Origin of the sequence: Saccharophagus sp. K07 (assembly GCF_014336955.1) — a bacterium.
Taxonomy (GTDB): domain Bacteria; phylum Pseudomonadota; class Gammaproteobacteria; order Pseudomonadales; family Cellvibrionaceae; genus UBA5868.
The window spans coordinates 250,647-272,803 of sequence record NZ_QRAI01000004.1 but is presented as its reverse complement, the minus strand read 5'-3'; the positions used below and the strand labels follow the sequence as shown (position 1 = coordinate 272,803).

The following is a 22,157-nucleotide window of genomic DNA, read 5'->3' as shown; positions in this document are numbered from 1 at the left end:
AATCATTGTGCTCCGCTGCGCGCTTGCGGGGGTGGGTTATCCGCCACCAGGGATTCCAGCGACTCTTCGTCTTCTTCCTCTTCAACCTCGACCCTGCCGCTTAATATTGGCAGGGGATCGATAAAACGCCAGGCAGGTAGCGAACTCAGCAGGCCGGTCATCAGAATTCCGCTGCGCAGGGTCCAGATCACATAGCCGACGGACAAGCCGGTGGACACAGCGGCGGTGCCACCTACTATGGCGGTGGTCAATGGACGGTTTTCCTTGATGGCCTGTACGGCATCGGCAAGATCGTCGGAATAGGAGCTCTGACTGAGCAGGGTGAGGGACTCCTGCAAGCCCGACAAAACGCTTTGCAACGGGCCTCCACTGGTGAGCAACTTGTCCACACCGCTCGCCAAGGAATTGGTGAAACTATCCAGCCGCTGGCGCAGCTCCTGTTCGGTCTCACTGCCGACCATGGCAAAGCCGATCATATCTGCCGATAAATCAGCGCGGCCGAACAAGGGTTTGCTCGCATCGACTTTGCGGTCCGGCGCAGTAATGGTCACATCACCGTCCGATGGCTCGTCTACTGGACTGCCCTCGCCGGACTCCGGCTGTTCCGCCTCACTTGGGGCAGACGCCTCCGGTGCCGCTGGCGGTGCAGATGGAGCTTCCCTAGCAGGAGGAACCACGTCTACGGGACGTGGAGGTTCAGGGCGTTGTGGTTCGGGTCGAGGTTCTGGTTCGGGTTCAAGTTCCGGCTCTGGTTCCTGTACTGGACCGGGCACAGGAATAGCCAGCTCGTTGCTCATCACCATTTCTTCAAAACCGCGGGCATCGGTGAAGGTCACTAGCACGGAGATGGTGGTGCCTATGTCTGCCTCGGTGATCTGATAGCGATCGCCGCTGGCTCCCGGGATCACCTCGCCGTCTCTCTGCCAGATATAAACAAACAGTCCGGCAAGTCCATTACCGTCGGTGATATTGGCGCTTACCATCAGCAGACTGCCTACCGTCGTAGAACCGCTCAACAACACCTGCCCTTGCGCCGGCAGATTGATGGCGGCGACCGGAGCTGTAGGCTCGGAGGAGACGGTTTCGTTAAAGCCCTGGCCGTCGACATAGCTCAGAGTGACGGTAATCACCGCGTCCACATCCGCCGCCGTCAGTTGATAGCTGCTGCCGGTAGCGTTGGCGATAGCGACCCCGTCGCGATACCACTGCCAATGCACCGCAGCCGGCATGCCGTCGATATCGTCGACCGTGTGGCTGGCGGTCAGCACATCACCCTGAATGGCGACGCCGGAAATGGTCACGGTTCCCGTGGGCGCGTCATTAACAGCGGTCACCGGGGCGGTCATAGCGCTGGTCAGCGTTTCCCGCTTACCGAAGTCGTCGACATAGGAAACCTGCACAGAAATCCGCGTACCTACGTCAGCATCAGTCAACTGATAGGTCGCGCCGTTTGCCCCTTGGATCAGGACACCATCGCGATACCAGCTATAGGAGAATTCGCCAGATATGCCATCGGCATCGGTGAAATTGGGGTTGGCGGTCAGGATCTGATCTTCCCGGGCCAGACCGTCGAGCAGAACCTCTCCCACCGGCGGTGCGTTGATATGACCGATCTCTGCGGTAGGATCGCTGGCCATATGCTCAGGTGTGCCCTGCTCATCCACATAGCTCACCTGCACATACAAGCGCGTGCCGAGATCCTCTGCGGTAATTTGATAGGTGGCCGCAGTTGCGCCATCGATGGCAACGCCGTCGCGGTACCACTGGTAATTCAAGGTGGCGGGTAAGCCGTCCATATCCTCGATATCAGCCGTGGCCGTCAGCAGGCCGCCGACTTCAAGCTCTCCGCTGATCAGAACGGAACCTGTAGGTGCGTCGTTGACATTGGCTACAGGCGCCGTCGCAACACTGGTGACCATTTCTGTATATCCGCCGCCGTCGACGTAGGTGGCTTTTACCGTAATGCTCTGGCCGACGTCCGCTTGCGTCAGGGTATAACTTTCACCGGTTGCCCCGGTAATCGCCACACCATTGCGGAACCACTGATAACTGAAATCGGCAGGGTTGCCGTCCGGATCAATTAAGGTGTTTTTAATTGTTAAAATCTGGTGCTGTTTTGCCTCACCTTCAATAAACAAATTGCCGGTTGGCGCATCATTGATATTGGCGACCGGACCTGCAGCTGTGCTGAAAACAATTTTTTGATTGTCGTAACCATCAACATAGGTTGTCGACACTGTAATAATGCTGCCCACATCGGCTTGAGTCAGCTGGTAGCTTGCACCCGTCTCGCCCGCAATCGGCACGCCGCCGCGATACCACTGATAGGTAAAACTCGAAGGGTTGCCATCCGGATCGTTGATGGTGTTCTGCACGCTCAGGATCTGTCCCTGAGTCGGCGATCCCGTAATGGCGAGTCCGCCGGTAGGCGCCTGATCCAGCGGAAGCACGGGACCTACTGGATCACTGGTTACGGTTTCCGTTGTATTCCCGCCATCCACATAAGTAGCGACGACCGTAATAGTGCTACCGACATCGTCTTGTGTCAGGGTATAGGTATCGTCGGTTGCACCGGCAATGGCAACCCCATCGCGCAACCATTGGTAATTAAATGATGCCGGATTGCCATCCAAATCGTTTAACGTGTTTTCAACTGAAAGAGTTCGTCCCTCGCGAACAACGCCTTCAATCAATAAATTACCGGTCGGCGCATCGTTGATATTTTCTACTATGTCCGTCGGATCACTGGTGATACTTTCATCCGTGCCTTGCGCATCGGTATAAAACACTGTGACGCTTATCCGCGAACCGACATCAGCTTGCGTCAATGTATAAGACTGTCCATTCGCTCCTTCGATAGCGATACCGTCTCTATTCCATTGAAATACAAAGCTGCCATTTAAACCATCGCCATCGGAAAAGCTGGGATTGGCCTGCAGAGTCTGTCCTTGGACGGCGGAACCATTGATGACCGGAGCTCCCGTCGGCGGATCGTTTACATTTTCAACTGGACCGATTTCATCACTGGCGACAGTTTCTTCTGTACCTTGGCCATCGATATAGGTCACCGAGACGGTAATTTTGTAGCCGACATCATCCTGCGTCAGCGTATAACTATCCCCCGTCGCATCGGCAATCGGCATACCATTGCGAAACCATTGATAACTGTATTCCTCTGGCAGGCCATCCAAATCATCTAACAGGTTTTCTATTGTCAGTTTCTCACCCTGTTTAGCCTCGCCAATAATGGCAACACTGCCGGTGGGATCGTCATTGATATTCTGCACAGGTCCGTACACGGCGCTCTGCACTTCTTCTTCGAAACCGGCATCATCGACATAGCTGGCCACTACTGTAATGTTCGCGCCTACGTCTTCCTGCGTCAGCCTATATGTCGACTCTGATTCGCCATCAATAGCGGTGCCATTGCGGTACCACTGATAGCGGATCGGCGCACTAATACCATTGGCATCCACCAAGTTATTTGCTGCAGTCAATAATGCGCCTTGCACCAATGAGCCGACGATTGTGACCTCTCCGGTCGGCACGATATTAATAGGATCCGCGTTGCCGATTGGCAGATGCACATTTTCCGCAAATTCCGAAGTGCCGCGCGAGGAAGTGGCTGTCGCCGTAATATAAATATTGTCCGGCACAACTGTGCTGAATTCTGCGTTGAAATTTGTCGTATTGGCAAATAGTGCTGGCGTAATTTTGATGGAACCTATATAGACTTTGGCATCGCCATGGCCGGAACTATGTTCGGTATCGGTGTAATAAAAATGAATATCAAAAGAGCCGTTGCCATCCCGGCTATTCAAGCTACCGCTGATTTTCAGCTTCCCATTGTCAACTTCAACAGTGTTAATCACCGGGAAGTTATTCAGCGAATTCGGTCCATTATCCCCATCATCCTTGTCGTTGGGAGTTACGCCATCAGCACCGAGATCGATCCCTAAACCGCCGTTGTCATAAATCTGGTTTTGCACAATGCGCACACCGTAGGCGGAGCTGTTTTCCACGCTGACACCAGCTTTTTCGTTATAGGCGATGGTGTTGCCTTGTATCAAAATATTGCTCGTTGCGCCCGCTGGAAAACCACCGCCTTTGATAGTAATACCATCACCTTCATTGCCCAGCGGGGTTTGTTTATCAGCTGCTAAACCAATCCAATTATTCAGAATATCGACACGGGATGACTCTACACCCAAGTAAATCCCGCCATTGCCGTTAGCAGAAATCACATTCCCACTGATAACCGTGGTGGCAGCGTTCGCCGCTGTAGACAGATACGCTATACGTATGCCAGATGATGCGTTGCCATATTCCGACTGACCATCAACGGATGTTCCTATGTAATTACCAATAACCTGGTTTCCCTGCGCGCCTACGCCAATATAAATGCCGTAAAGCTCATTGCCGCTGATGACATTGCGGTCTCCGGCAGAATCGCCACCAATCATATTGTGGGAGCCGCCGTTGATATAAATTCCGCTGATGGCGTTATCGGTGATGTGATTACCGGCAATTATATTGCGACGGCCTTTAATAATAAGGGCGTCATCACCCGAACCCGTCAGCACCAATCCTCGCACTTCAATATTGTTGCCGGTCAAGGTCAGCAGGCTGGAATTACCCGTCAAAGTCACTACGGGCGTACCATCTGTGAAATTGGGATCGGTCGTGCCGTCGATCACCACAGTCGCGGACACATCCGGCAGCGCCTTGGTGAGCGTGATTGTGTAATCCGTACCATCTAGATCAAATGCAATGGTGTGAACGACTTTCGAACTGACAAATTGGAAATCGTAATTCACCGCCTGGATGGCTTGGCGCAGCGTGATATTGTCGCGATTGAGCAATTGATTAACGGAATTAACGCCAAATGGCAGCGCGGTGTCCGCATCGGACGTCACCACAATTGTTGCAAGACTGTGATCCCATTTGGCTTCCATAGCGCCTGCAAACGGCAGCAATGCATCCACCTTGCCGATATGAAATTCCAATTGCCAATCTGCGCCGAGATTGGCAGAGCCGGTTTTATCATCACTGGCCGCAATATCCGCTCCGGTAAAATCTGCCAACGCATTTAGTAAAATTCGTCCGGATTCATCCGCTGCCAAATCACAGCCGTAAAACAAAATATCCGCATCCGCTGCCAATGCAAGGCGCCAATTTTCAAATTCACTTTGGTGTTGTGCGAGATTGCCGTTGTGCACAGTATCGCTGCCGAGCTGCAGCACCCCTGCAGCGCCGTGACCAATTACGTGCATGGCGTCGACGTGAGAATATTGCTGCAGAATTTCGCTGATTTGCGCAACACCGCCGCGCTCGCCGTTGAGAAAATGCACCTGGTATTGCACGGAGGAATCGCTGCGCAATTCCTGCAACAGTTTGTCTGCATCCGGTGTTGCACTGTCGACAATAATCAATTCAATTCGCGGGGATTCCGCAGGCGATAACAAACTCTGAAATGCATCGAGATCGACTGGCGGAAGATTCCAGGTCTCCGGTTGAGATAAGGTGATACGGATGTTGGCTAAATCGCCATTGTGCAGATCCTGCAATTTATGTTGTAGCTTGAATTCCAACTGACTGCGCAGTTCCTCCGGCGATTGCAAAATACCATCGCTAGCAAAATCATCGTCGTAGCCATCGTAACTGCCACCGATCGCGTCCGCCGACAGTAAGACTCGTGGCTCCAATGGCTCAAATAACCAATAGGATGCATAATGCGCGACCGCTGGCCCGGCTTTTTTTGTCAGCAATTTGCGCGGTCTTTTTTTGAATAACCTCACGCGAGGCTCCTCTACACCTACGTTATTTGTCTATTGCAGAGGTTGCTTCACCGCGGCTGGATAAGGAGCTGTTTACCGCGCAGCCAGCGCTTTAATGAAGCAATCTCTGACGATAGGGATCCCTCCTTCTCGCCTTCTTGGATGTCTTTTAAATCTAGCCAAGCGATGCATCACGCGCCATTCAAAGAGCCGAACGGCATAAAACGCGCGGTCGCTAGCATTTGCCGGCTAACGAGCGCTGCGAAATTAGACAGAGTTTTGACGGATAAAAAAGAAAGGATTGGAAAGCCCAATGAATGCCAAATTTATGGCGCAAGACAGAAATGCGTTTGAAGAAGCTTCAACAAACCGGCTGGGACAAGTTCAGCCTCTTCGAATGAGTCGATGGACCGCCAGATCGCTTCGAACTTGTCACCATTGCTTTCCATGCCAACAACGGACGGCACTGGTAAAAGGAGGGTCGACGAATTCACCGTCGTAAACCTGGATGATCTGGTGGGAGGGAATACCTTGGAAGGTAAAAATATTTTCCAAGGTACCGATTAAATGAAGATTGATAACCTCCGCCCCAATTTCTTCCCGAATTTCCCGCACGATGGTTTGCGCGCTGATTTCACCGAACTCAATACCGCCCCCGAGAGGGCGATAAAAATAGGTTCCTTTGACGTGATCGAACCCCTGACTCACCAGAATCTCGCCGTTGTTGTGAAATATGCAGATTGCGATAGGTCGAATTAAAGGCACTAGCGAGACTGTCCAATTAAACCGAGATGAGTAAACCGAAAACCTTCCGGCGATTTAAGGCCGTAGCCCATGGCGCGATCAAAACCTATATGAGCCACCCAGATAATGCCGAGCGCCAAGGCAAGCGATCCACCCAACAGGAACCCCCAGGTCACCAATAACAAAGCTCCAATATAGGAATGCGCAGCGTTATACGCTGCCGCGCCGATTCTCGGTCCGGAAAAATACGCTAAAAGTGAAAGATCCGGCAGCAGAAACAGGATTGCAAATAAAGTCCAACCCGACCCGTATTGCGCATAGACCAGCAAGCTCAAAATCAGCACCAAAAGACCTTCCAAGCGCAAGATGATGCTGATGTTTTTGGTAACACTCATATAAATCCCGACAAAACTAGAAATACAGCCGTGCATCTTCTAATGAAAGCGGGCACTCAGGCAACGGCTTTTACATTTAAAAATATGTTTCCAGAAACTTAGTCGCCCCATCGGTAAGCCCGACAATTTTATTGGTCGCCTGGCGGTAAAACTTGAAATTCAACTCGGTTTCCGGCCTGCCGTCCTTCCAGTCGTTGAATGGTTTCAATTCCTTGCGGCCCAAATGCTGTTTTGCTGTGGCCAAACGTTTGACACTGATGCTGACACGCGGCGTTTGGCGCTCCACATTTTTCAGCTTGGGTGTAGGCACAGCTGATGTCACCACCGCACGGGCGAACAGACCATTGCCACCTTCGTTTTCGCTGGCGAACAGAAAAATAATATCGCCAGCGGCAATGGTCTTCCCTCCATACATGGTTTTTTGATTGAGGAATTCATATTCATTCAGGGTGATATCGGGCACTTCCGTCTTGATGGCGAACATATCAGAAGCCTCCTGATGTAAATTTATGCGAGCTGTTTTACTGCCTTGGCAAGTTCAACAACCGACAAAGGTGCACAGCCTTCGGCTTTATTACTCACGGTAACAAACACATTCTGACCACCACTTGCTGTGCCTTTTATGACACGCGCCAGAGCAGCGCGGGTTTGCAAATCAGGGTCCATCATTTTGTCGAAAGGCGAATATAAATCCCGCGCATTTTCGTAGCCGTATGCACCGTGCAGCGGATTTAAATTCCAGCGGCAGACCAAAGGCCCCGGCCACAACGCGCGCAAAATCGGCAACTGATCCGCAATGCGTGGCATTTTTGCGTGCAAGCCCAAACAATAGGTCGCGCGAACATCGCGCAGAGCCTCGATAAAATCTTTCGTCAACCACTGCGGATCGCGCACTTCCACAGCTACAACACCATCCGGCGCAATGGACTTTAAATCGGGAAGTGAGCGCAATAACAGATGCAGCCGGTCAATCAGCTTCGGCATATGGGCAAACCATTTTTCCGGCAGAGGACTGATTTGAAAAACCAGTGCGCCCAACTTATGCCTGAGCCCTTCCAATGCAGGAATAGCAAAAGTCTGCACGGCTTCCTGTGCATTTAAAAAATCCGGATTGACGCACATGCCCCTACCGGATTCATCGCGCACCAATGCATCGGTAACAGCGCTCGGTGCTTTTACGACAAAACGAAAATCATCACTGACTTGTGAGGCATATTCAGCATACTGCGCCAGATTGAGCGCGCGGTAGAACCCGCGATCGATACTGACGGCGCGGAACAACGGGTGCTGTGAATAGGCCTTTAAACCGTAACGGGACAGAGTCGTCTCTGTGTACTCCTCATCCCACACCAACCCCTTCCACCCGGGAAAACTCCAGGACGATGTGCCAAGACGGATATTGGGCGATAGGGATTGTGCCAGCTCGGATAATGCGGGATCAGCACTGGCCACACCCACATGTTTGCTGGATTTCGACGATGAGTGCCCCGCGCCCGCTTCGCCAAACAACGACTTCTGCATATCCGGAAGAGTCCTGCTTCAAAAACCTGCATTATCTTTCGGACAAAAGGATTTCAAAAGACTTTTAGTGAGCGCACACATACGAAACGATACAGCTAAAAAGTAATAAAAGGCAGATTCAAATAAAAATACCGTTATTAAAAATCCTGGCGCAAACGCTTGTCGTGATATTTTTATTGCGACGGCTGGATGTTCTATTCTTGAAAATGTGCACTTGGCAGGAGCAATCAGCAAGTGGCTCATACTCACGGACGACATTCCCCCGTTCCGCGCGAGCGAGCATTCGCTTCACATATGCGCTGATAAAATAGCAATAAATAAGGAGTATCGACCGTGTTTTCCTTCCGACTTGCGCTGGCACGTCTGCTCAGCCTTTTATTAACTTCCGTTCTTATTTTGCAAGCATGTGACGGTGGTGGTTCAGATAAGGGTGGTTCCAATAACCCGCCTTCATCTAACAATCCATCCTCTTCCAGCTCTTCTGGCAGTACATCGTCTTCTTCAAGTTCATCCGGCGTTGTCACAGCACCAACTTTGACATTCGTAACGGGCGATCCAAATAATCTCCAAGTGGGTGAGGTGGTTTTGTTGAGCGCTAGCGGAGTGGAGCTGCGAGAAGGGGCGATTTTTTCCGGCACTTTGCGCGGCGACCCCGTTCAATTGGTGACCTTGGCAAACGGCAACCTGACGTTTGTGCTTCCCAATGTTTATCCGGGCAATGCACGTTTGGAAGTCACCATCGCAGGGCAGAAAGCTTCGGCGGATGTCACCATTGGGGAGTGGACAGAAATTGCCAATCCCGATACCGCAATTGATCAAACCTTAACGGATATCCGTCAACAGTTGGAAAACCTGATAACGGATGAGCAGGATACAGAGTTATCTGCGGCAATTACCGCCGCACTGGAGCAATTAAGCGATGCGAAAGAGGCTCTGCAGCAGTTATCGGCAGAAGAGCTGCAACAAGTGGCGATCATTATTTCCAGGCTGCAAACCGCCCTTGTGGAAGATGACAGCATCATTGTTCCACAAGCCAAACCTCATACCAAAATATTGGCAGCAGGTCTGCCTGGCGAGTGGGCCGTCTATTCACTGTCAGAAGCAGAATGGTTGAATGCGTCTCCGTTAAGTATCGACACAGATGTGTGCATAGACCAAGGAATTGCTGTACTACAAAGAACCATCATCCGAACCTGGAAAATCGGCGCCTTGGTAGCAATTGGCGGATACGCCGGAGCGCTGGGAGGATTGCCTGGCATTTTGGTTGTCGGTGCAGCCACAGGTATTTTTCTCGTGGAACTGGATAAATCCATCAAGGCCAACAACCGATTACTGGATTCCTGTATAGACCCAATCGAGCGCAGCCTGAAAGAAACCATCGGAATATCCTCTCAGAGCCTCAAAGCCAACAACATCAGCGCGCTTAATAGCAGCGCAAATTCCTTCGCTTTCGAGCATGGTATTGCAAAATATTTTTCCATCACCACCACCTACAGCTTGCCGGATCTTCTCAAGCAGGAAGTGACATCCTGGTATTCGGCACTTTTGAATATCATGGACAAATTGCCACTGCCGGAGCGCTGGCTGACATCCATCGAAAAATATCTATCGCCTATTGAAAAAGAAGAGTCACCGCCTGGGCTGCAGCTGGAAATCTATTCCGACCCGGCCGAAGGATCGCTCTCCGCCACAGAAAATGGCATACGTCTGGTGTTTGAATTCAAGGAAATCAATGACCAAAGATTTGAGAATCTGAGCTTCAAACTGGTGGATCCCTCCAACGACGACTTGAGCATCCGCGTTGATGGAACCTTGGCATATTTTGTCGACTGTACGAAGTTCTACAGCGCGGTTCTGGGTGAATGGAGCGTGACCTTAACAACCAACTACGGAATTGAACCCACCACCTATCGCTTAATGGTTTATGAGGACGGAACCGGTGAATACTTTACTGGAGAAGGTGATGCGGTAATTCGTTATCGCGTTACATGGCGAATTTATAGTGGCAGGGGACTAAATGGTGCTGGCTGCATTTTCACCGAATCTGGATTTTGGCATTCAGCTTTTGACAGCAACCCGTCAAGCATTATGGATTATCCATTAACCGGGTTTTATACCGAACAATGGTTTCCTAGCAGGGATGGCGGAGAAGAGGAATTTGACCGTAGGACTTATATCAAAAAATAAATGCTCAGCTCCTCCCTTGTGCCCGGGAGGAGCTATTTTTCGCTCAGACGGTAACCTTGGATCCATCAAATCGCGTAAAAGAAAATCCTTTAAAGGTTTCGTTGTAGGTGTATCTATGATCCTGCAATACACTGATCGCCAAAGCTTCACCCAACGCATGAGATGCGGAAATATCCGCACGGGTATGAAAACCATTAAAGTTGCGGCCAAAACCAATATTGTTCACCAATTTATTCAACTCGCCGCCAACGGTTAAAGGCTCGCCTTCCCAAGGAATCAATTGGGTTGGATCGGTCGGATCGACTTGCACCGGATTGGGAATCACATAACTTTCGTCAAACCAGGCTTTCAACAAGGTCACCGGAGTAGCTGCGGAAATAGTAGCGCCACTGGGATATCCAGGGTGTGTCGGTGCGCCCACATCATTGGCCAGTGGTAACAAATAACTACCGAATTCTGCGAACACTCGGGCAACTGCATCTGAATTGAGAATATCCGGATGAATTGGGTAATCCGCACCATTCGCCAAAACCTTATGCACCAAACCGCCGTAATCCTCGGGACGCAACCGCCGGTCTACATACCAGTTTTGGTAATAGGACGTTTTAATGGCCAAGGATGCAGCGAGAGCTACCAACCCCTGAATAAAGCTGGTGGAAAAGGATGAGCCGGTTGATTGAGCTGTCAAACCAACGTAAGGATTGGCGGGATTCAAGGGCGCGCCTATTCCTCCAGCGAGCGGATTATCCGGCGACGGCGCCGCCAAAAGAATTTGCAATGCATGCAAATAAGTGGGGCCGGAATTGCGCGCAACCCACGCAAGATCGCGGCCATTAATAACATGACGGCGGCCATTTTCGGTTGTGATCGTTCTGCCCGTACTTATACCGTTGCGAATCGCCAGCCACTCTTCATAGGTTGTGCCGAAGGCTTCTCCTGCGGTTTGTATGGGACGCAATTGCGCTTGTGCAGCAAAAGTTCCCCAACCTGGAACGGGGCGCAATAAAAATTGCGAAATATAAGGCCCTTTTAAGGTTTCCGGCGGTACAACGTATTTTCCTTTTCTGCCTTTGCGATCCGCTTTGTAATCCACATACAAAGCGGTGCTGCGGAACAGTGTTTGCGGGGTGACTTTGCCGTTAATTTTAGGACCCCGGTATTCCGGCAAGCGGTTCAACTCATCCACTGCGGCCCACACCAACGGATTGTTGGTGTTATCGTGATAGTCACTGAATGGCACATCACGGAGCAGCGCCTGCCAATATATCTCGATATGTTCTGCAGCCAGTGCTGCACTATCCAATTTTTCCGCCACTGGAATTGCAAATTGTGTATTGACCGATCCCACAAGCGCCGTCGTCAATGGTCCTTGTGGATCAGCGAGCGGACGCGTGCCGCCCAAAATCACTTTTTCAAAATCCTCATGTTTGCGCGAGCGCAATGCTTTCAACAAAGACGCATAGGATTCCGGATCGACATGCCCATTCGCATCGTGTTTTAGCCCTTTGGTCGCGGTGCCAATTTTATTGGGGTAACGCGCCTCGTCACCATTGTTGGGGTGCGGGGGAATATCGTTCGCGTATTGTTTGGATGCAGAATCGATGCGAGCTTTGTAGGATTTTTTGGCGAGGGTTTTGGTGTGCAGCGTTCCATATTGATCATCATGATTTGCATGCGCATGATCCTTGCCCGGGTGATCGTGATCGTCCGGCGCGTGCGCACCCGCCGATTTGCTCAACAGAGGTGACGCAAGACCGGCAGCGGTCAATATCCCGGCCTTGCCCAGTACTGCGCGGCGATTGACACCAGCGGATTGCTCGGCTGATTTTTCTACGGGTTTATCAATATTTTCAGAAACAATGATCGACATAATTTTTCTCCAAGTTTTTCTAAAAGAGATGAAAAGAAATTCATGATGAGAAAATCGCTTGCCGGCACAGCTCAATCGCAAAACCTATGCCATTTATTTTTCTGCAGCAAAATCATCAAGTTGGAGATTTTTCGCTATTTGTCACCAGCGAAAAAGACGACGCCTTGTTTCAATTAATTCACATGTTGTTTGTTTTGGTGCTGCGAAAGTTACAGCACCAATTTTGGAAGGCATTTTAAGAGAAGCTCTGCTTCATAGGGGCATAAAGCAGATGAGCAAGCAGGGGTTTATTGTTTAAGCGCTGGGTCCCAATGTTCGGCAATTTTGCCATTTTCAATGCGGAACATATCAAACCAGGTGGTGGTGTATTTTTTTGCTGGGTCTTTCGGATCCGGGTATTCCCGCACAAAACTGAGAATAACCAGATCGCCATCCGCTGTGATCGCAACCAGGGGAGCGGCAACCTTGTCTTCAATGGGTTTTGGCTTTTTGATCTTGCCAAAAAACTCCACAAACGCCGCGCGGCCGGTGGCCACATTCGGATTGTGCTGAATATAGGTTTCCGCCATATATTTCTCGGCCAATTCAAGTTGGCCCGCCTCAAAAACCTCGCGCCAAAAGTCATAAACCAGGCGTTTGTTGTGCGCCAGTTTCGGATCTGCACTGTGCAGAAGAGCGGCGTGGTCCGGCGCTGGGGTAACGGGAATCTGGGCGAAGGCAGTACTGGACAAGGCAGCTGCCAATAGCGCAGCAGCAAAGATATTTTTCATATCAAAATCCTTTGTTGGTTTATGGCAAATAACGGGAATTGTTTGAGAGGGGCAGCAACGCAGCTAAACCCCATATCGATCCGCCTGCACCTTGCCATCCACTGAATGACTGCGCACGTCTTCGGTAATCGGCAACATGGTTGCATTCCATTCTTCCCACTGACTTTTCAATTGCGCAAAAATCTGCGGTTCTTTTTCCTTGAGATCGGCGCGTTCGCGCGGGTCTTTGGCGAGATTAAAGAGAAATTCATTGTCGGCGATTTTCAGATATTTCCAGTTGCCGGAGCGCACGGCTCTCTGACCGTGGGATTTATAGCGCCAGAACAGCGTGCGCGGAATGGTTTTTTGCTCATTAAAAAGTACCGGCAGCAGATTTTCTCCATCAGACGGATAATGGATATCCGGCTGTGCTCCCGCCGCAGCCACCAGGGTTGGCAGCCAGTCCATGGAAACTGCGACTTGAGATGAAACCTGCCCAGCTTTAATGGCGCGCGGCCAGCGGGCAATGGTAGGCACCCTTATGCCGCCTTCCAGCAGTTCGGTTTTTTGTCCGGTAAACGGCCAGGTATCGGAAAAACGCTCGCCGCCGTTATCACTGCTGAAAATCACCAAGGTATTGTCGACAAGGCCATGTTTGTGCAATTTTTGCAGCACCCGGCCTACTGCGGAATCCAGCGCCTCCATCATTTTTCCGTAGGTTTCCAGACTGCCGCCGTCGTAGTGGAACAGGGTTTTGATTTGCTTGGCGACCTCGACATCGTGCGGGCCCTCCCATGGCCAGTGAGGAGCAGTGAAATGGAGAGACAGAAAAAACGGTTCGTTTTTTTTCTGCGCGCCGATATAGTCCACTGCACGATCGGCAATTAAATCCGTGTAATAACCGACCTTTTCCACTGGCACCTCACCTTCATACAAACCATCGGGCGCACTTTCGCCGACGCCGGTTTTATGGGTGAAATAATCCAGCGCACCACCGTAATTGCCGAAAAATACATCGTAACCACTTTTTAATGGGCCGAAATGCGGCAGCGAACCCAAATGCCATTTGCCAAATAATGCGGTTTTATAGCCCTGCAGACGCAAGATTGAAGGCACTCCGGCGGCAAACCTATATGATTGCCAGCGGCGCTCGCCAAAGGTTCTTCCAACCCGCCGCGCAGGCGGTACTGATAGCGCCCGGTAATCAAGGCAAAACGCGTGGCCGAGCAGACCGGCGAATTGGAATAGGCATCGGTAAAGCGCACGCCTTCTTTTGCCAGTTTGTCCAGATGCGGTGTTTTGAAATGGCGCTGGCCGCAAACGCCGAGATCCGCATAACCCATATCATCGGCAAGAATAAAAATAATATTGGGCTTGCTGATATTTTTGCTGCGCGCTTGCGCTGTATTGAAAATGCCGGTCGGAGCTACAGAGAAGGCGGCAGATGCGAGAGAAATTTGCGTTAATAAACGGCGTCGGTTTTTATCAATGGACATAGTATTTCTATTTCTTTTTTTCAAGTATTTCAGCTTTACAGCTATTTCAGTTTTTTGCAGGAAGACGAAATGCCGGAATCACCGGTTTTTCTGAGCGAGGAGTACCTTCAGGTACCCAGTTATAAGGTACTGGCTGGGCGCGATAGACCGTATTGGTGACTACCGGTTGCGGATCTTCCGGGCGCGGCTCGCGGAAATAGGGGCTGATATATTCCCAGACGATTTCCCCTTTGGGCGTGACCTGAAAAATTCTGCCGTTCATGCCTTCGGCAATCAGCGTATTGCCGTTGGGCAAGCGGCGTGCGCTGCTGATATAAGAGCTGTAAAACGTGTAGGCTGGCCGACCTGAATCAGCGCCCGTGTACTGCCAGACGATTTCTTTTTTGATGGGATCGATTTCCAACACGCGCGAACGCGGTTGTGTGCCGATAAATGCGGGCGGATAACCGGCTTGCCCCTGGTTATCAAATACCAATAAATTGCCAGCGCCGGGCAAACCTTTTTCGATGATATGCGCATCATGCTGACCAGAAATCTGATCGACCGGGCGCGGCACCGCATTCTGACCGATGGAAGAAGGATAATCCGGCCCTATACGCCAGACGATTTTTCCCGTCTTTTTGTCGATAATGCCAATCACATTGGCTTCGCGCGAATCGAACAATAAATTATCCGGGTGAAACCTTTGGTCGCCCTGATCAAACCATTTATTGGGACCGACCACAGACAGATTATTGAAATGCAGATAATCAAACGGAATCGACGGATCGCTGCGGGTTACGCTGTCTTTCAGCAACTGCAAAGCACTTGGACTGAAACCAAATTCATCCAAATGTTCAAAGGCGGCCCATTTCCATACCACTTCGCCTTGTGGATTCACTTCAAAAACGGCGTCTTCCAGCAATTTTTCTGCTTTCCAGCCCGTTACTGGAATCACGTAATTCACCAGAATTACCGTATTCCCGTTGGGCAAGCGGCGCCAGTCGTGATGCTGGCGGATGGAGGTGCCGTAACCGCTGGCATCTGTCGCAGTGCCTGCCCCGCTGTAGGCGTCCTGCACACTGGCGCCGCCCCATTGCCACACCACATTGCCGTGCCAATCCACTTCGCCAATCGACTGAACCGAATTGTTTTGCCGACCACCGGTTTCGCCGGCGATTTGCACCAGCACGTGCCCGCGTTTGCCGCCGTTAATTGCCGGATCAATAAAAACCGGCGGAAAGCCGTTGTATTTCCACTGATGAACCTCATTGCCGTTGAGATCGATCAAATGCGTTTTACGATCCTGCCCGGCGAACAACACATAGCTGTTATAGGCTTTTGCCGGATCGTAAATCGTAACGCCTGTGGGATATACGCTGGGAATGGCCAGGGCATGGTTGGAGAACAAATACACCAACCCCAGAGATAAAAGGTTTAACGCACGCACAACCACTGAAAATCTCCTAATTGTTATTGAGCAGCTGCCGCTGTTACGGGATTACGCTCGCGCGGCTGGATTTTGCTGACCGCTTTACCACCTTGTTGTTCGTAATTTTCCGAACCGGCAGCGCCAACGACTTTGAATCCTTTTTCGCTCAACAAATCACCCGCTCTGAAGGCGCGACCAGCGTGGTTGGATACTGTGATGATGCTGCGATCTTTAGGAATAAAAGCGGCGTATTTTTCCAGGTCGCTGTATTGAATGCTCAAAAATACCGGGAAGCTACCGAACTTGATCAGTTCGTCAGGACGGCGTATATCAATGACCAAAACCTTATCTGGCTTTGCCAGCCAATCATCTATTTGGGCGGGAGTAAGCTCTGGGGTTTTGTATTGCGGCTTGGCCTCACTGGTCGGTTGTGCAAAAGCCGAACCCGACACCCAAAGAGTGGCCCATGCCACGGTAAGGAAAAGTTTTTTCATGATTATTCACCCGGAGGTCTGTGCACAGAAAATCTCGATGAGCGAGCGTTATAGCAAGCCCTATTCCAAGTGACGAATCGAATCAAACAGTATCGGTGAACAGGCTAAAGGTGCTCGCTCTGAAGGATGCCTTAGGAAAAAATATGGAATTCACGAAAAACCGTCGTGAGCGTAAATCAACGGACTATTGATTTATCAGCAGATAAGTGTGGCGCTTTCAGCAGTCACTTGGGGTTTTTCAAAGGTTTCGCCGAACACTCTCGCTAGATGACACGCTGGAGCCGGCAGCCAGAACCCCTAGCCCAGCCTGCGGTCTAGATGTGATGCCTACCGCTATCCTGCGGTGGTACGCTTGACAAGAATTCAAACCTGAAGGAAAAAGCGGTTGAATTCAAACATAAAACCTACATTTGAAAGAGATATATGAAAATATCCTATTTGGCTTTGCTTCTAACTGGTTCATTAACGCTCGCAAGTTGTGCAAACCATGAACGTCCCCCCCGACCTAAACCCGGCTCATTAGAATACGTAACCCGATATTGCGAGGAGTTGACCCGCTCTCCTTACAATCAAAAGCACTCGTATTTGAGGAAGGATGAAAACGAGGTTGTCCGATATAGCATCCCGGATGTTCCGGGGCCGAATTTTTCGGAATGTATGGACACCCACTGGAATCCAGCAGGTGTTGAGGTAGAGGAATAACATAATCCCTCTTTCAGGGGTCAGGTGATGATCCCTGAAAGTCATCAGGTTTATCCGCGCTATAAATGGTTTACTGAATCTGCGCCTGACATTTCAACCCCGCCGGAATTGCATTATCCGGGTTGGGCATTTCCAGGCGAACGCCGAAGGTGCCGCTGGCGGCATTGCCGACGGTGTCGATCAGCACAACTTTGGCGGTTTGCATTTTCGAGGGAAAGGCTTCCATAACGATTTTGGCGGTCATGCCGATTTTGATCTGGCCGAATAATTCGATGGGGAAAATCGCTTCAACATTGAGAGGATCAAGTTGGGCGATGCGCAATATGGCTTGTTCTTCGACGAACTCACCCGGATTTTTCATTCGCTCCAACACATAACCATCAAAAGGAGCGCGAATAATTTTTTGCGCTAAACGCGCTTCCATGCCGACGAGTTCGTATTGACGGACTTTTTTCAGATCCTCTGCCTGGCGCAGGCGCACCTGGGCGATTTTTTCTTCGCGCAGAAATTCATCGAGCATGTCTTCGGAAATATTTTTCTGCTTGTATAACGAATCCATGCGTTGTTTGCGCTTACTATCAAATTCGCGATTGATTTTGCCTTCTTCTATTTCCGAATCCAGAGTGGCGCGTACACGGGCGAGATCCACCGCCGCTTTTTCGACGCTGGATTCCAAGCGCGCGACCACTTGTCCTCGCGAGACCCTATCGCTTTTATCGACCAGCACTTCTTCGATCAGCCCCATAACCGGACTGCTGAGTTCGGTAACTCTATGAGGCGTAATAACACAGTCGGCCGCCGGAAGGTTTTGCGCCGCCAGTGGTGCGGCACTAGTAGCAACTGCTAATGCGCAGGCAAATGAAATACAACGAGTGATCATAAAAGGGATATTTCCGGTCGACTGCGTTCCGGTTAAACATTATTTTCATGAGAATAGCGGCTTCTGCCTTTTTTGCCAGAAATCGGCTGGCCTAGTTCCGACGACCTACCACTGGAAGCGATCGAGCAACAACAGCCGCAGCTCCCGCCACAGGCGTATTCCGAGGGGTTCATTGCGGTGGATAAATAGAACGTTGGCCCGCCCGGGCAGAGGTGCGTCGCTCGCGCTCAGATCGAGTTGCACCTCAACTTGAAATAACGGCTCCAGGGCGCGTGTGCCGGAAGTATCCGAGGTGTCGACACTGATCGAGCCACCGTAGAGAGAACCAAAACGCGGATCGGGCAGCTGGGTGCCCGCTTGCGGCACCGGGCGCATGTCTCGGCCAGGCAGCACTGTGTGGGGGTCGCTATGGGAGCGCACCTGGATTTCCTGCACCTCGCGCGACAGTCGGTCGCCCAATCGCTCCGGCACCACCGCCGTCAAGCTATAGCCGCCCCGCGCCAGCACATGGCCGACCCTATCGCCTTTATTGAGATAACGGCCGGGCAGATTGCCCTCCTCCGCAATCTCCACCTGTCCGGCCACAGCACTGCGCACGGTGAGATTGGCAAGGCTGTCGCGCAGATCGGCCTCCTCCTGCCGCAGGTGTTGCAATTCATCGCGGTAGAAGCCCGCCTGGGCGGGATCTCGGGTCAAATAATGACTGAGCAGCACCTCCTGCTCGGCGATACGTGATTGAATCACCTTGAGTTGGGCAGGCAGGGAGGCATTCTCCAGAATCAACAAGGGCTGACCGGCCTCCACAGTTTCGCCACTGCGCACCAGAATTTCCTGAATAAACCCGTCTGCGGCGGTTTTAATTTGATGGTCACCCGCGACCGAAATAATCCCCTGGGCATCCGTCGCATGGCGCACAGGGACGACAAACAGCAGCAGATAAACGACTAAACCGAGCAGTGCGTGCCCCAGCCAGAAGCGCGGCAATTTGCGTTGCTGTTTGGCAATTGAAAAAGTGGCGGTTAAGCCTTTTTTGAGCGGCAGAATCAATTGCAACAACAACGACCAGATGCCCAGCAAAACACCGACGAAAAAATAATGGCCGGCAATATAGATCGCGATACCAATGCCCAATACCAAGCGATAAACGCCGGACAACACACCGTAAGTCAGCAACCATTTTTTTTCGCCTGCCGCGAGGGGAAAACTGTCGACTTCGACACCGAGCAGTTTTTTTTGCCAAAGAGTTTTGAGATAGACGCTGGCGCGGGTGCCGAGATTGGGAATTTCCAGCCAGTCGCTCAACACGTAATAACCGTCAAAACGCAGCAGCGGATTGCCATTAAATAGCAGCGACGATACGGCGCCTATGATCATGATGTTCATGCAGATATCGCGCACCCATAGGGTGTCGCTGCCAAGCCAGACAAAAAATGCCACAGCGGCACAAAATAATTCCGTCATCACACCGCTGGCGGCGACCAGCATGCGCTGTTTTTTGTCTGAAAAACGTGTACTGGCTGACGCATCTACGTAGGGAACCGGCATAAATACCAGCAACATCACCCCAACTTCGTAAACCTGCCCACCCCATTTTTTGGTGGTAAGGCCATGCGCCAGTTCATGCAGGGCTTTCAGGCAGGGATAAACCACAATCAATAAGGCGAGATTCAGCGGGTCCAAAAACCGCGCGGACCAGAATTGCTGTAGATGCGGAAAATAATCCACCAGCAATATTGCCGCTATAAGAACCGTAATGCCCCAAACCACAAAACCCGCGCGCGACCAGATAAAGCGCGTCTTCTGATACAGCCAGGTCAATTGTGTGTCCGGATTAAACAAAGGCAATTTCAGCATCCAGGGCCGCTGCCAGCGCATACGCCCGAGGGCGCGCTTTTTTTCCCTGTGCTTGGCGATATCCTCGCCGTAGTCGTAATTGAAATCGCCTTGCAATAAACCGGCTTCGAGCAATTGGGCAATAGTGCGCATCGCCGGTGAGCGTTCGCGCATCAGCTGTGCCAGCTCCGGTTGCTGCGCCAATATTTGCGCGAGCGTGCGCTCGCCATCCAGACTGATCAGTAGTTTCTGCACTTCCGGCGTGGTTTTATAAAACAGATTGCGCACCGGATCGTGAATCACCACCCATGCTTGGCCGCGCTGGATTTGTTCACTGAATTCCACCTGACTGGCCAGCCGCAGACGGGTATTTTGCAATGCCAGCCAAAGTTCGTCGTCGCGCGCAGTGGAGAGTTGCATATGCAGCACGATCAAAACCGCCAGAGTTTCAATACCAGCCAATCCCAAAGTGGATGTACCACCAACCACGCATAAGGTTTTTTACCGGTTTCGATTTTGGCGTAGCCGCTCATGCCGGGGCGCAAGCTGGGAAATTGCCCGGTGATTTCCGCTTCCACGCGATAGACGATATCTTTATCGCGCTCGCTGTAAACCGATGCGACGGAAGTGACGGAAAATGGAATGCTGTCGTGTGGCAGTGCGGACAGGACCACATGGCCGCTCTGCCCTTCCTGCACATAACGGATATTTTTTTGCGCAACCTGAATCACCAATTTAAAGGCATCGAGCGGCGCAATTTCGTATAACACCTGCCCGCGTTGCACTGGCGATCCTATAGCGCGACTTAAATCGCCTTTAATTATCACACCGTCGATAGGCGAAGTAATGCGCACGCGCTGCAAACGTTCGCGATATAAATTCAATTGCGCTTCCGCTTGGGCAATTTTGGCTTTGGCAATGCGCATTTCCACCGGATTCAATGCGGTTAACTCGCGATTGTACTGGCGCTCGTATTCCTGCTTTTCCGCTTGCCAGCGCTGAATTTCCAACTGAATGCTTTTATTGTCCAGCTGCGCCAATACTTGGCCTGCTTGAATCACTTCTCCTGCTTTGATAGCGGCTTCCTGCAAATAACCGTCTTCCGGCACCACTACAGCGCGTTGAATTTTGCCTTCCAGTGCTGCATTGGCGGTGACGCGATGAGTGCCGGGAAAACATAAAAAGGCCAGCAACAGCAGAGCTCCTGCACTGAAAGCCAGAGTTTTTTTGCGCGCACTTGCCTCATTGCACCATTTTTTAAACCGCGTCTGCCAGCGCCAGAAAAATCCCTGGCGCGCCTCGTTTTGACTCTGCAATAAAGGACCAATTAAACGGGAAATTTGCCGGCATTGCGCTTTTATCGCGTTGCTCGGCGGTTGCTCCGGCGGGAACAGCAAAACCATACAGCCGTCTGCCAACGGCAGTGATATGGCATCCAGCGGTGGATTGCGCGTTGCCAGCCAGCGGCGGTATTCGCTATCGGAGGGAATTTCGTGTGCGGAATTTAAATCCTTTTCCAGCAAGGCAAACATGTCACTGCGGTGATCAAAGGTCGGCGTACCGGATACGCCTGCCACGCGCACCTTGCCGCGCCAATGCAAGGCAACCAGAACCCGCGCCACATGCATCTCTTCCGCCAGTGCTGTGGCAAGCGCAGTGGCATTTTCGCTGACGCTGGCAAAGCGACTGCCCTGCTCTACCACGCGCAACACTTTTTCCAGGCCGCGCTGTGATTCCCGCAGGTTTTCGCTCAGCAATTCCAGCCATGCCTGGGACCAACGCAACAGCAGCTCCGTGGTACTGCGCTGGTCCGCCCGGAGCGGCAGTTCCACAGCGACCGCCCCCACATGCAATTTGCCGCTGTACAAGGGCATAGCCAAGCGCGTCAGCCCATCGTTACCGGCTTCTGAATTGACGTCTTCCACCTGAGCGCAAAAGGCGCGCAGAGGCTCCGGCTCCAATCCTTCCGGCCAGGAGGCCCATAAACTGCCGTCCCTGCGAGTCACCACTGCGCCTGACACACCAGGCAGCAGTTGGCACAGAAGACCGAGCCAGCGCTGGATCAAGGTCCTCTCCTTCTATGATGTAACCGGAAGCA

Annotated in this window: 14 protein-coding genes and 1 pseudogene; 2 read left to right on the top strand and 13 right to left on the bottom strand. The window is 51.5% G+C overall.

Annotation, left to right across the window (positions count from 1 at the left end; genetic code table 11):
- Positions 1-2: 2 nt before the first annotated feature.
- The 5 genes from DWB84_RS13490 to DWB84_RS13470 all read right to left on the bottom strand — a co-directional run bounded on the left by DWB84_RS13490 (position 3) and on the right by DWB84_RS13470 (position 8,437).
- Complete coding sequence (locus DWB84_RS13490) at positions 3-5,798, bottom strand: DUF4347 domain-containing protein (RefSeq protein WP_187410336.1); 5,796 nt, start codon at positions 5,796-5,798, stop codon at positions 3-5.
- A gap of 411 nt (positions 5,799-6,209) precedes the next feature.
- Positions 6,210-6,542: an NUDIX domain-containing protein gene (locus DWB84_RS13485; RefSeq protein ID WP_222868188.1), complete on the bottom strand. Its 333-nt coding sequence runs from the start codon at positions 6,540-6,542 to the stop codon at positions 6,210-6,212.
- The gene (locus DWB84_RS13480; RefSeq protein WP_187410335.1) at positions 6,542-6,916 is read right to left on the bottom strand and encodes a DUF4260 family protein; all 375 of its coding nucleotides are present in this window, start codon (positions 6,914-6,916) and stop codon (positions 6,542-6,544) included. Before DWB84_RS13480 ends, DWB84_RS13485 begins: the two co-directional genes overlap by 1 nt.
- 76 nt (positions 6,917-6,992) lie before the next feature.
- On the bottom strand, positions 6,993-7,400 hold the full coding sequence (locus DWB84_RS13475; protein WP_187410334.1) for a hypothetical protein: 408 nt from the start codon (positions 7,398-7,400) through the stop codon (positions 6,993-6,995).
- A 23-nt stretch (positions 7,401-7,423) separates the two neighbouring features.
- The gene (locus DWB84_RS13470) at positions 7,424-8,437 is read right to left on the bottom strand and encodes a DUF72 domain-containing protein (RefSeq protein WP_187410333.1); all 1,014 of its coding nucleotides are present in this window, start codon (positions 8,435-8,437) and stop codon (positions 7,424-7,426) included.
- Positions 8,438-8,770: 333 nt separating this feature from the next.
- Between DWB84_RS13470 and DWB84_RS13465 the strand changes: the two genes are divergently transcribed.
- The gene (locus DWB84_RS13465) at positions 8,771-10,624 is read left to right on the top strand and encodes a hypothetical protein (protein ID WP_187410332.1); all 1,854 of its coding nucleotides are present in this window, start codon (positions 8,771-8,773) and stop codon (positions 10,622-10,624) included.
- Positions 10,625-10,667: 43 nt separating this feature from the next.
- On the opposite strand, the gene DWB84_RS13460 is transcribed toward DWB84_RS13465, so the two are convergent.
- Entirely contained in the window at positions 10,668-12,494 is a 1,827-nt protein-coding gene (locus DWB84_RS13460; RefSeq protein WP_187410331.1) for a twin-arginine translocation pathway signal protein, read from the bottom strand.
- 58 nt (positions 12,495-12,552) lie between these two features.
- On the opposite strand from DWB84_RS13460, the gene DWB84_RS13455 reads away from it, so the two are divergent.
- Positions 12,553-12,792 carry a hypothetical protein gene (locus DWB84_RS13455; RefSeq protein WP_187410330.1) on the top strand — a complete coding sequence of 80 codons (240 nt, stop codon included), beginning with the start codon at positions 12,553-12,555 and terminating at the stop codon, positions 12,790-12,792.
- Here the strand turns inward: DWB84_RS13455 and DWB84_RS13450 are convergent.
- From DWB84_RS13450 to DWB84_RS13420, 7 genes and pseudogenes are all read right to left on the bottom strand, one after another.
- The gene (locus tag DWB84_RS13450; protein ID WP_187410329.1) at positions 12,782-13,264 is read right to left on the bottom strand and encodes a nuclear transport factor 2 family protein; all 483 of its coding nucleotides are present in this window, start codon (positions 13,262-13,264) and stop codon (positions 12,782-12,784) included. The two genes, DWB84_RS13455 and DWB84_RS13450, sit on opposite strands and share 11 nt — an antisense overlap.
- A gap of 63 nt (positions 13,265-13,327) precedes the next feature.
- A pseudogene (locus DWB84_RS13445) lies at positions 13,328-14,586 on the bottom strand (sulfatase-like hydrolase/transferase).
- Positions 14,587-14,785: 199 nt separating this feature from the next.
- Complete coding sequence (locus DWB84_RS13440; RefSeq protein ID WP_187410328.1) at positions 14,786-16,174, bottom strand: aryl-sulfate sulfotransferase; 1,389 nt, start codon at positions 16,172-16,174, stop codon at positions 14,786-14,788.
- 17 nt (positions 16,175-16,191) lie between these two features.
- On the bottom strand, positions 16,192-16,644 hold the full coding sequence (locus tag DWB84_RS13435; RefSeq protein ID WP_187410327.1) for a rhodanese-like domain-containing protein: 453 nt from the start codon (positions 16,642-16,644) through the stop codon (positions 16,192-16,194).
- A 772-nt stretch (positions 16,645-17,416) separates the two neighbouring features.
- Positions 17,417-18,226: an efflux RND transporter periplasmic adaptor subunit gene (locus DWB84_RS13430; RefSeq protein WP_187410326.1), complete on the bottom strand. Its 810-nt coding sequence runs from the start codon at positions 18,224-18,226 to the stop codon at positions 17,417-17,419.
- Positions 18,227-18,331: 105 nt separating this feature from the next.
- Positions 18,332-20,548 (bottom strand): hypothetical protein, encoded by a 2,217-nt coding sequence (locus DWB84_RS13425; RefSeq protein ID WP_187410325.1) that lies wholly within the window; start codon positions 20,546-20,548, stop codon positions 18,332-18,334.
- Positions 20,491-22,125, bottom strand: a complete 1,635-nt coding sequence (locus DWB84_RS13420; protein WP_187410324.1) for an efflux RND transporter periplasmic adaptor subunit — start codon at positions 22,123-22,125, stop codon at positions 20,491-20,493. Before DWB84_RS13420 ends, DWB84_RS13425 begins: the two co-directional genes overlap by 58 nt.
- Positions 22,126-22,157: the final 32 nt, after the last annotated feature.

Excerpts from the sequence above, each read along its gene's own strand:
- DWB84_RS13480 (WP_187410335.1), bottom strand. The coding sequence starts at position 6,916 with ATGAGTGTTACCAAAAACATCAGCATCATCTTGCGCTTGGAAGGTCTT.
- DWB84_RS13475 (WP_187410334.1), bottom strand. The coding sequence starts at position 7,400 with ATGTTCGCCATCAAGACGGAAGTGCCCGATATCACCCTGAATGAATAT.
- DWB84_RS13470 (WP_187410333.1), bottom strand. The coding sequence starts at position 8,437 with ATGCAGAAGTCGTTGTTTGGCGAAGCGGGCGCGGGGCACTCATCGTCG.
- DWB84_RS13460 (WP_187410331.1), bottom strand. The coding sequence starts at position 12,494 with ATGTCGATCATTGTTTCTGAAAATATTGATAAACCCGTAGAAAAATCA.
- DWB84_RS13450 (WP_187410329.1), bottom strand. The coding sequence starts at position 13,264 with ATGAAAAATATCTTTGCTGCTGCGCTATTGGCAGCTGCCTTGTCCAGT.
- DWB84_RS13435 (WP_187410327.1), bottom strand. The coding sequence starts at position 16,644 with ATGAAAAAACTTTTCCTTACCGTGGCATGGGCCACTCTTTGGGTGTCG.
- DWB84_RS13430 (WP_187410326.1), bottom strand. The coding sequence starts at position 18,226 with ATGATCACTCGTTGTATTTCATTTGCCTGCGCATTAGCAGTTGCTACT.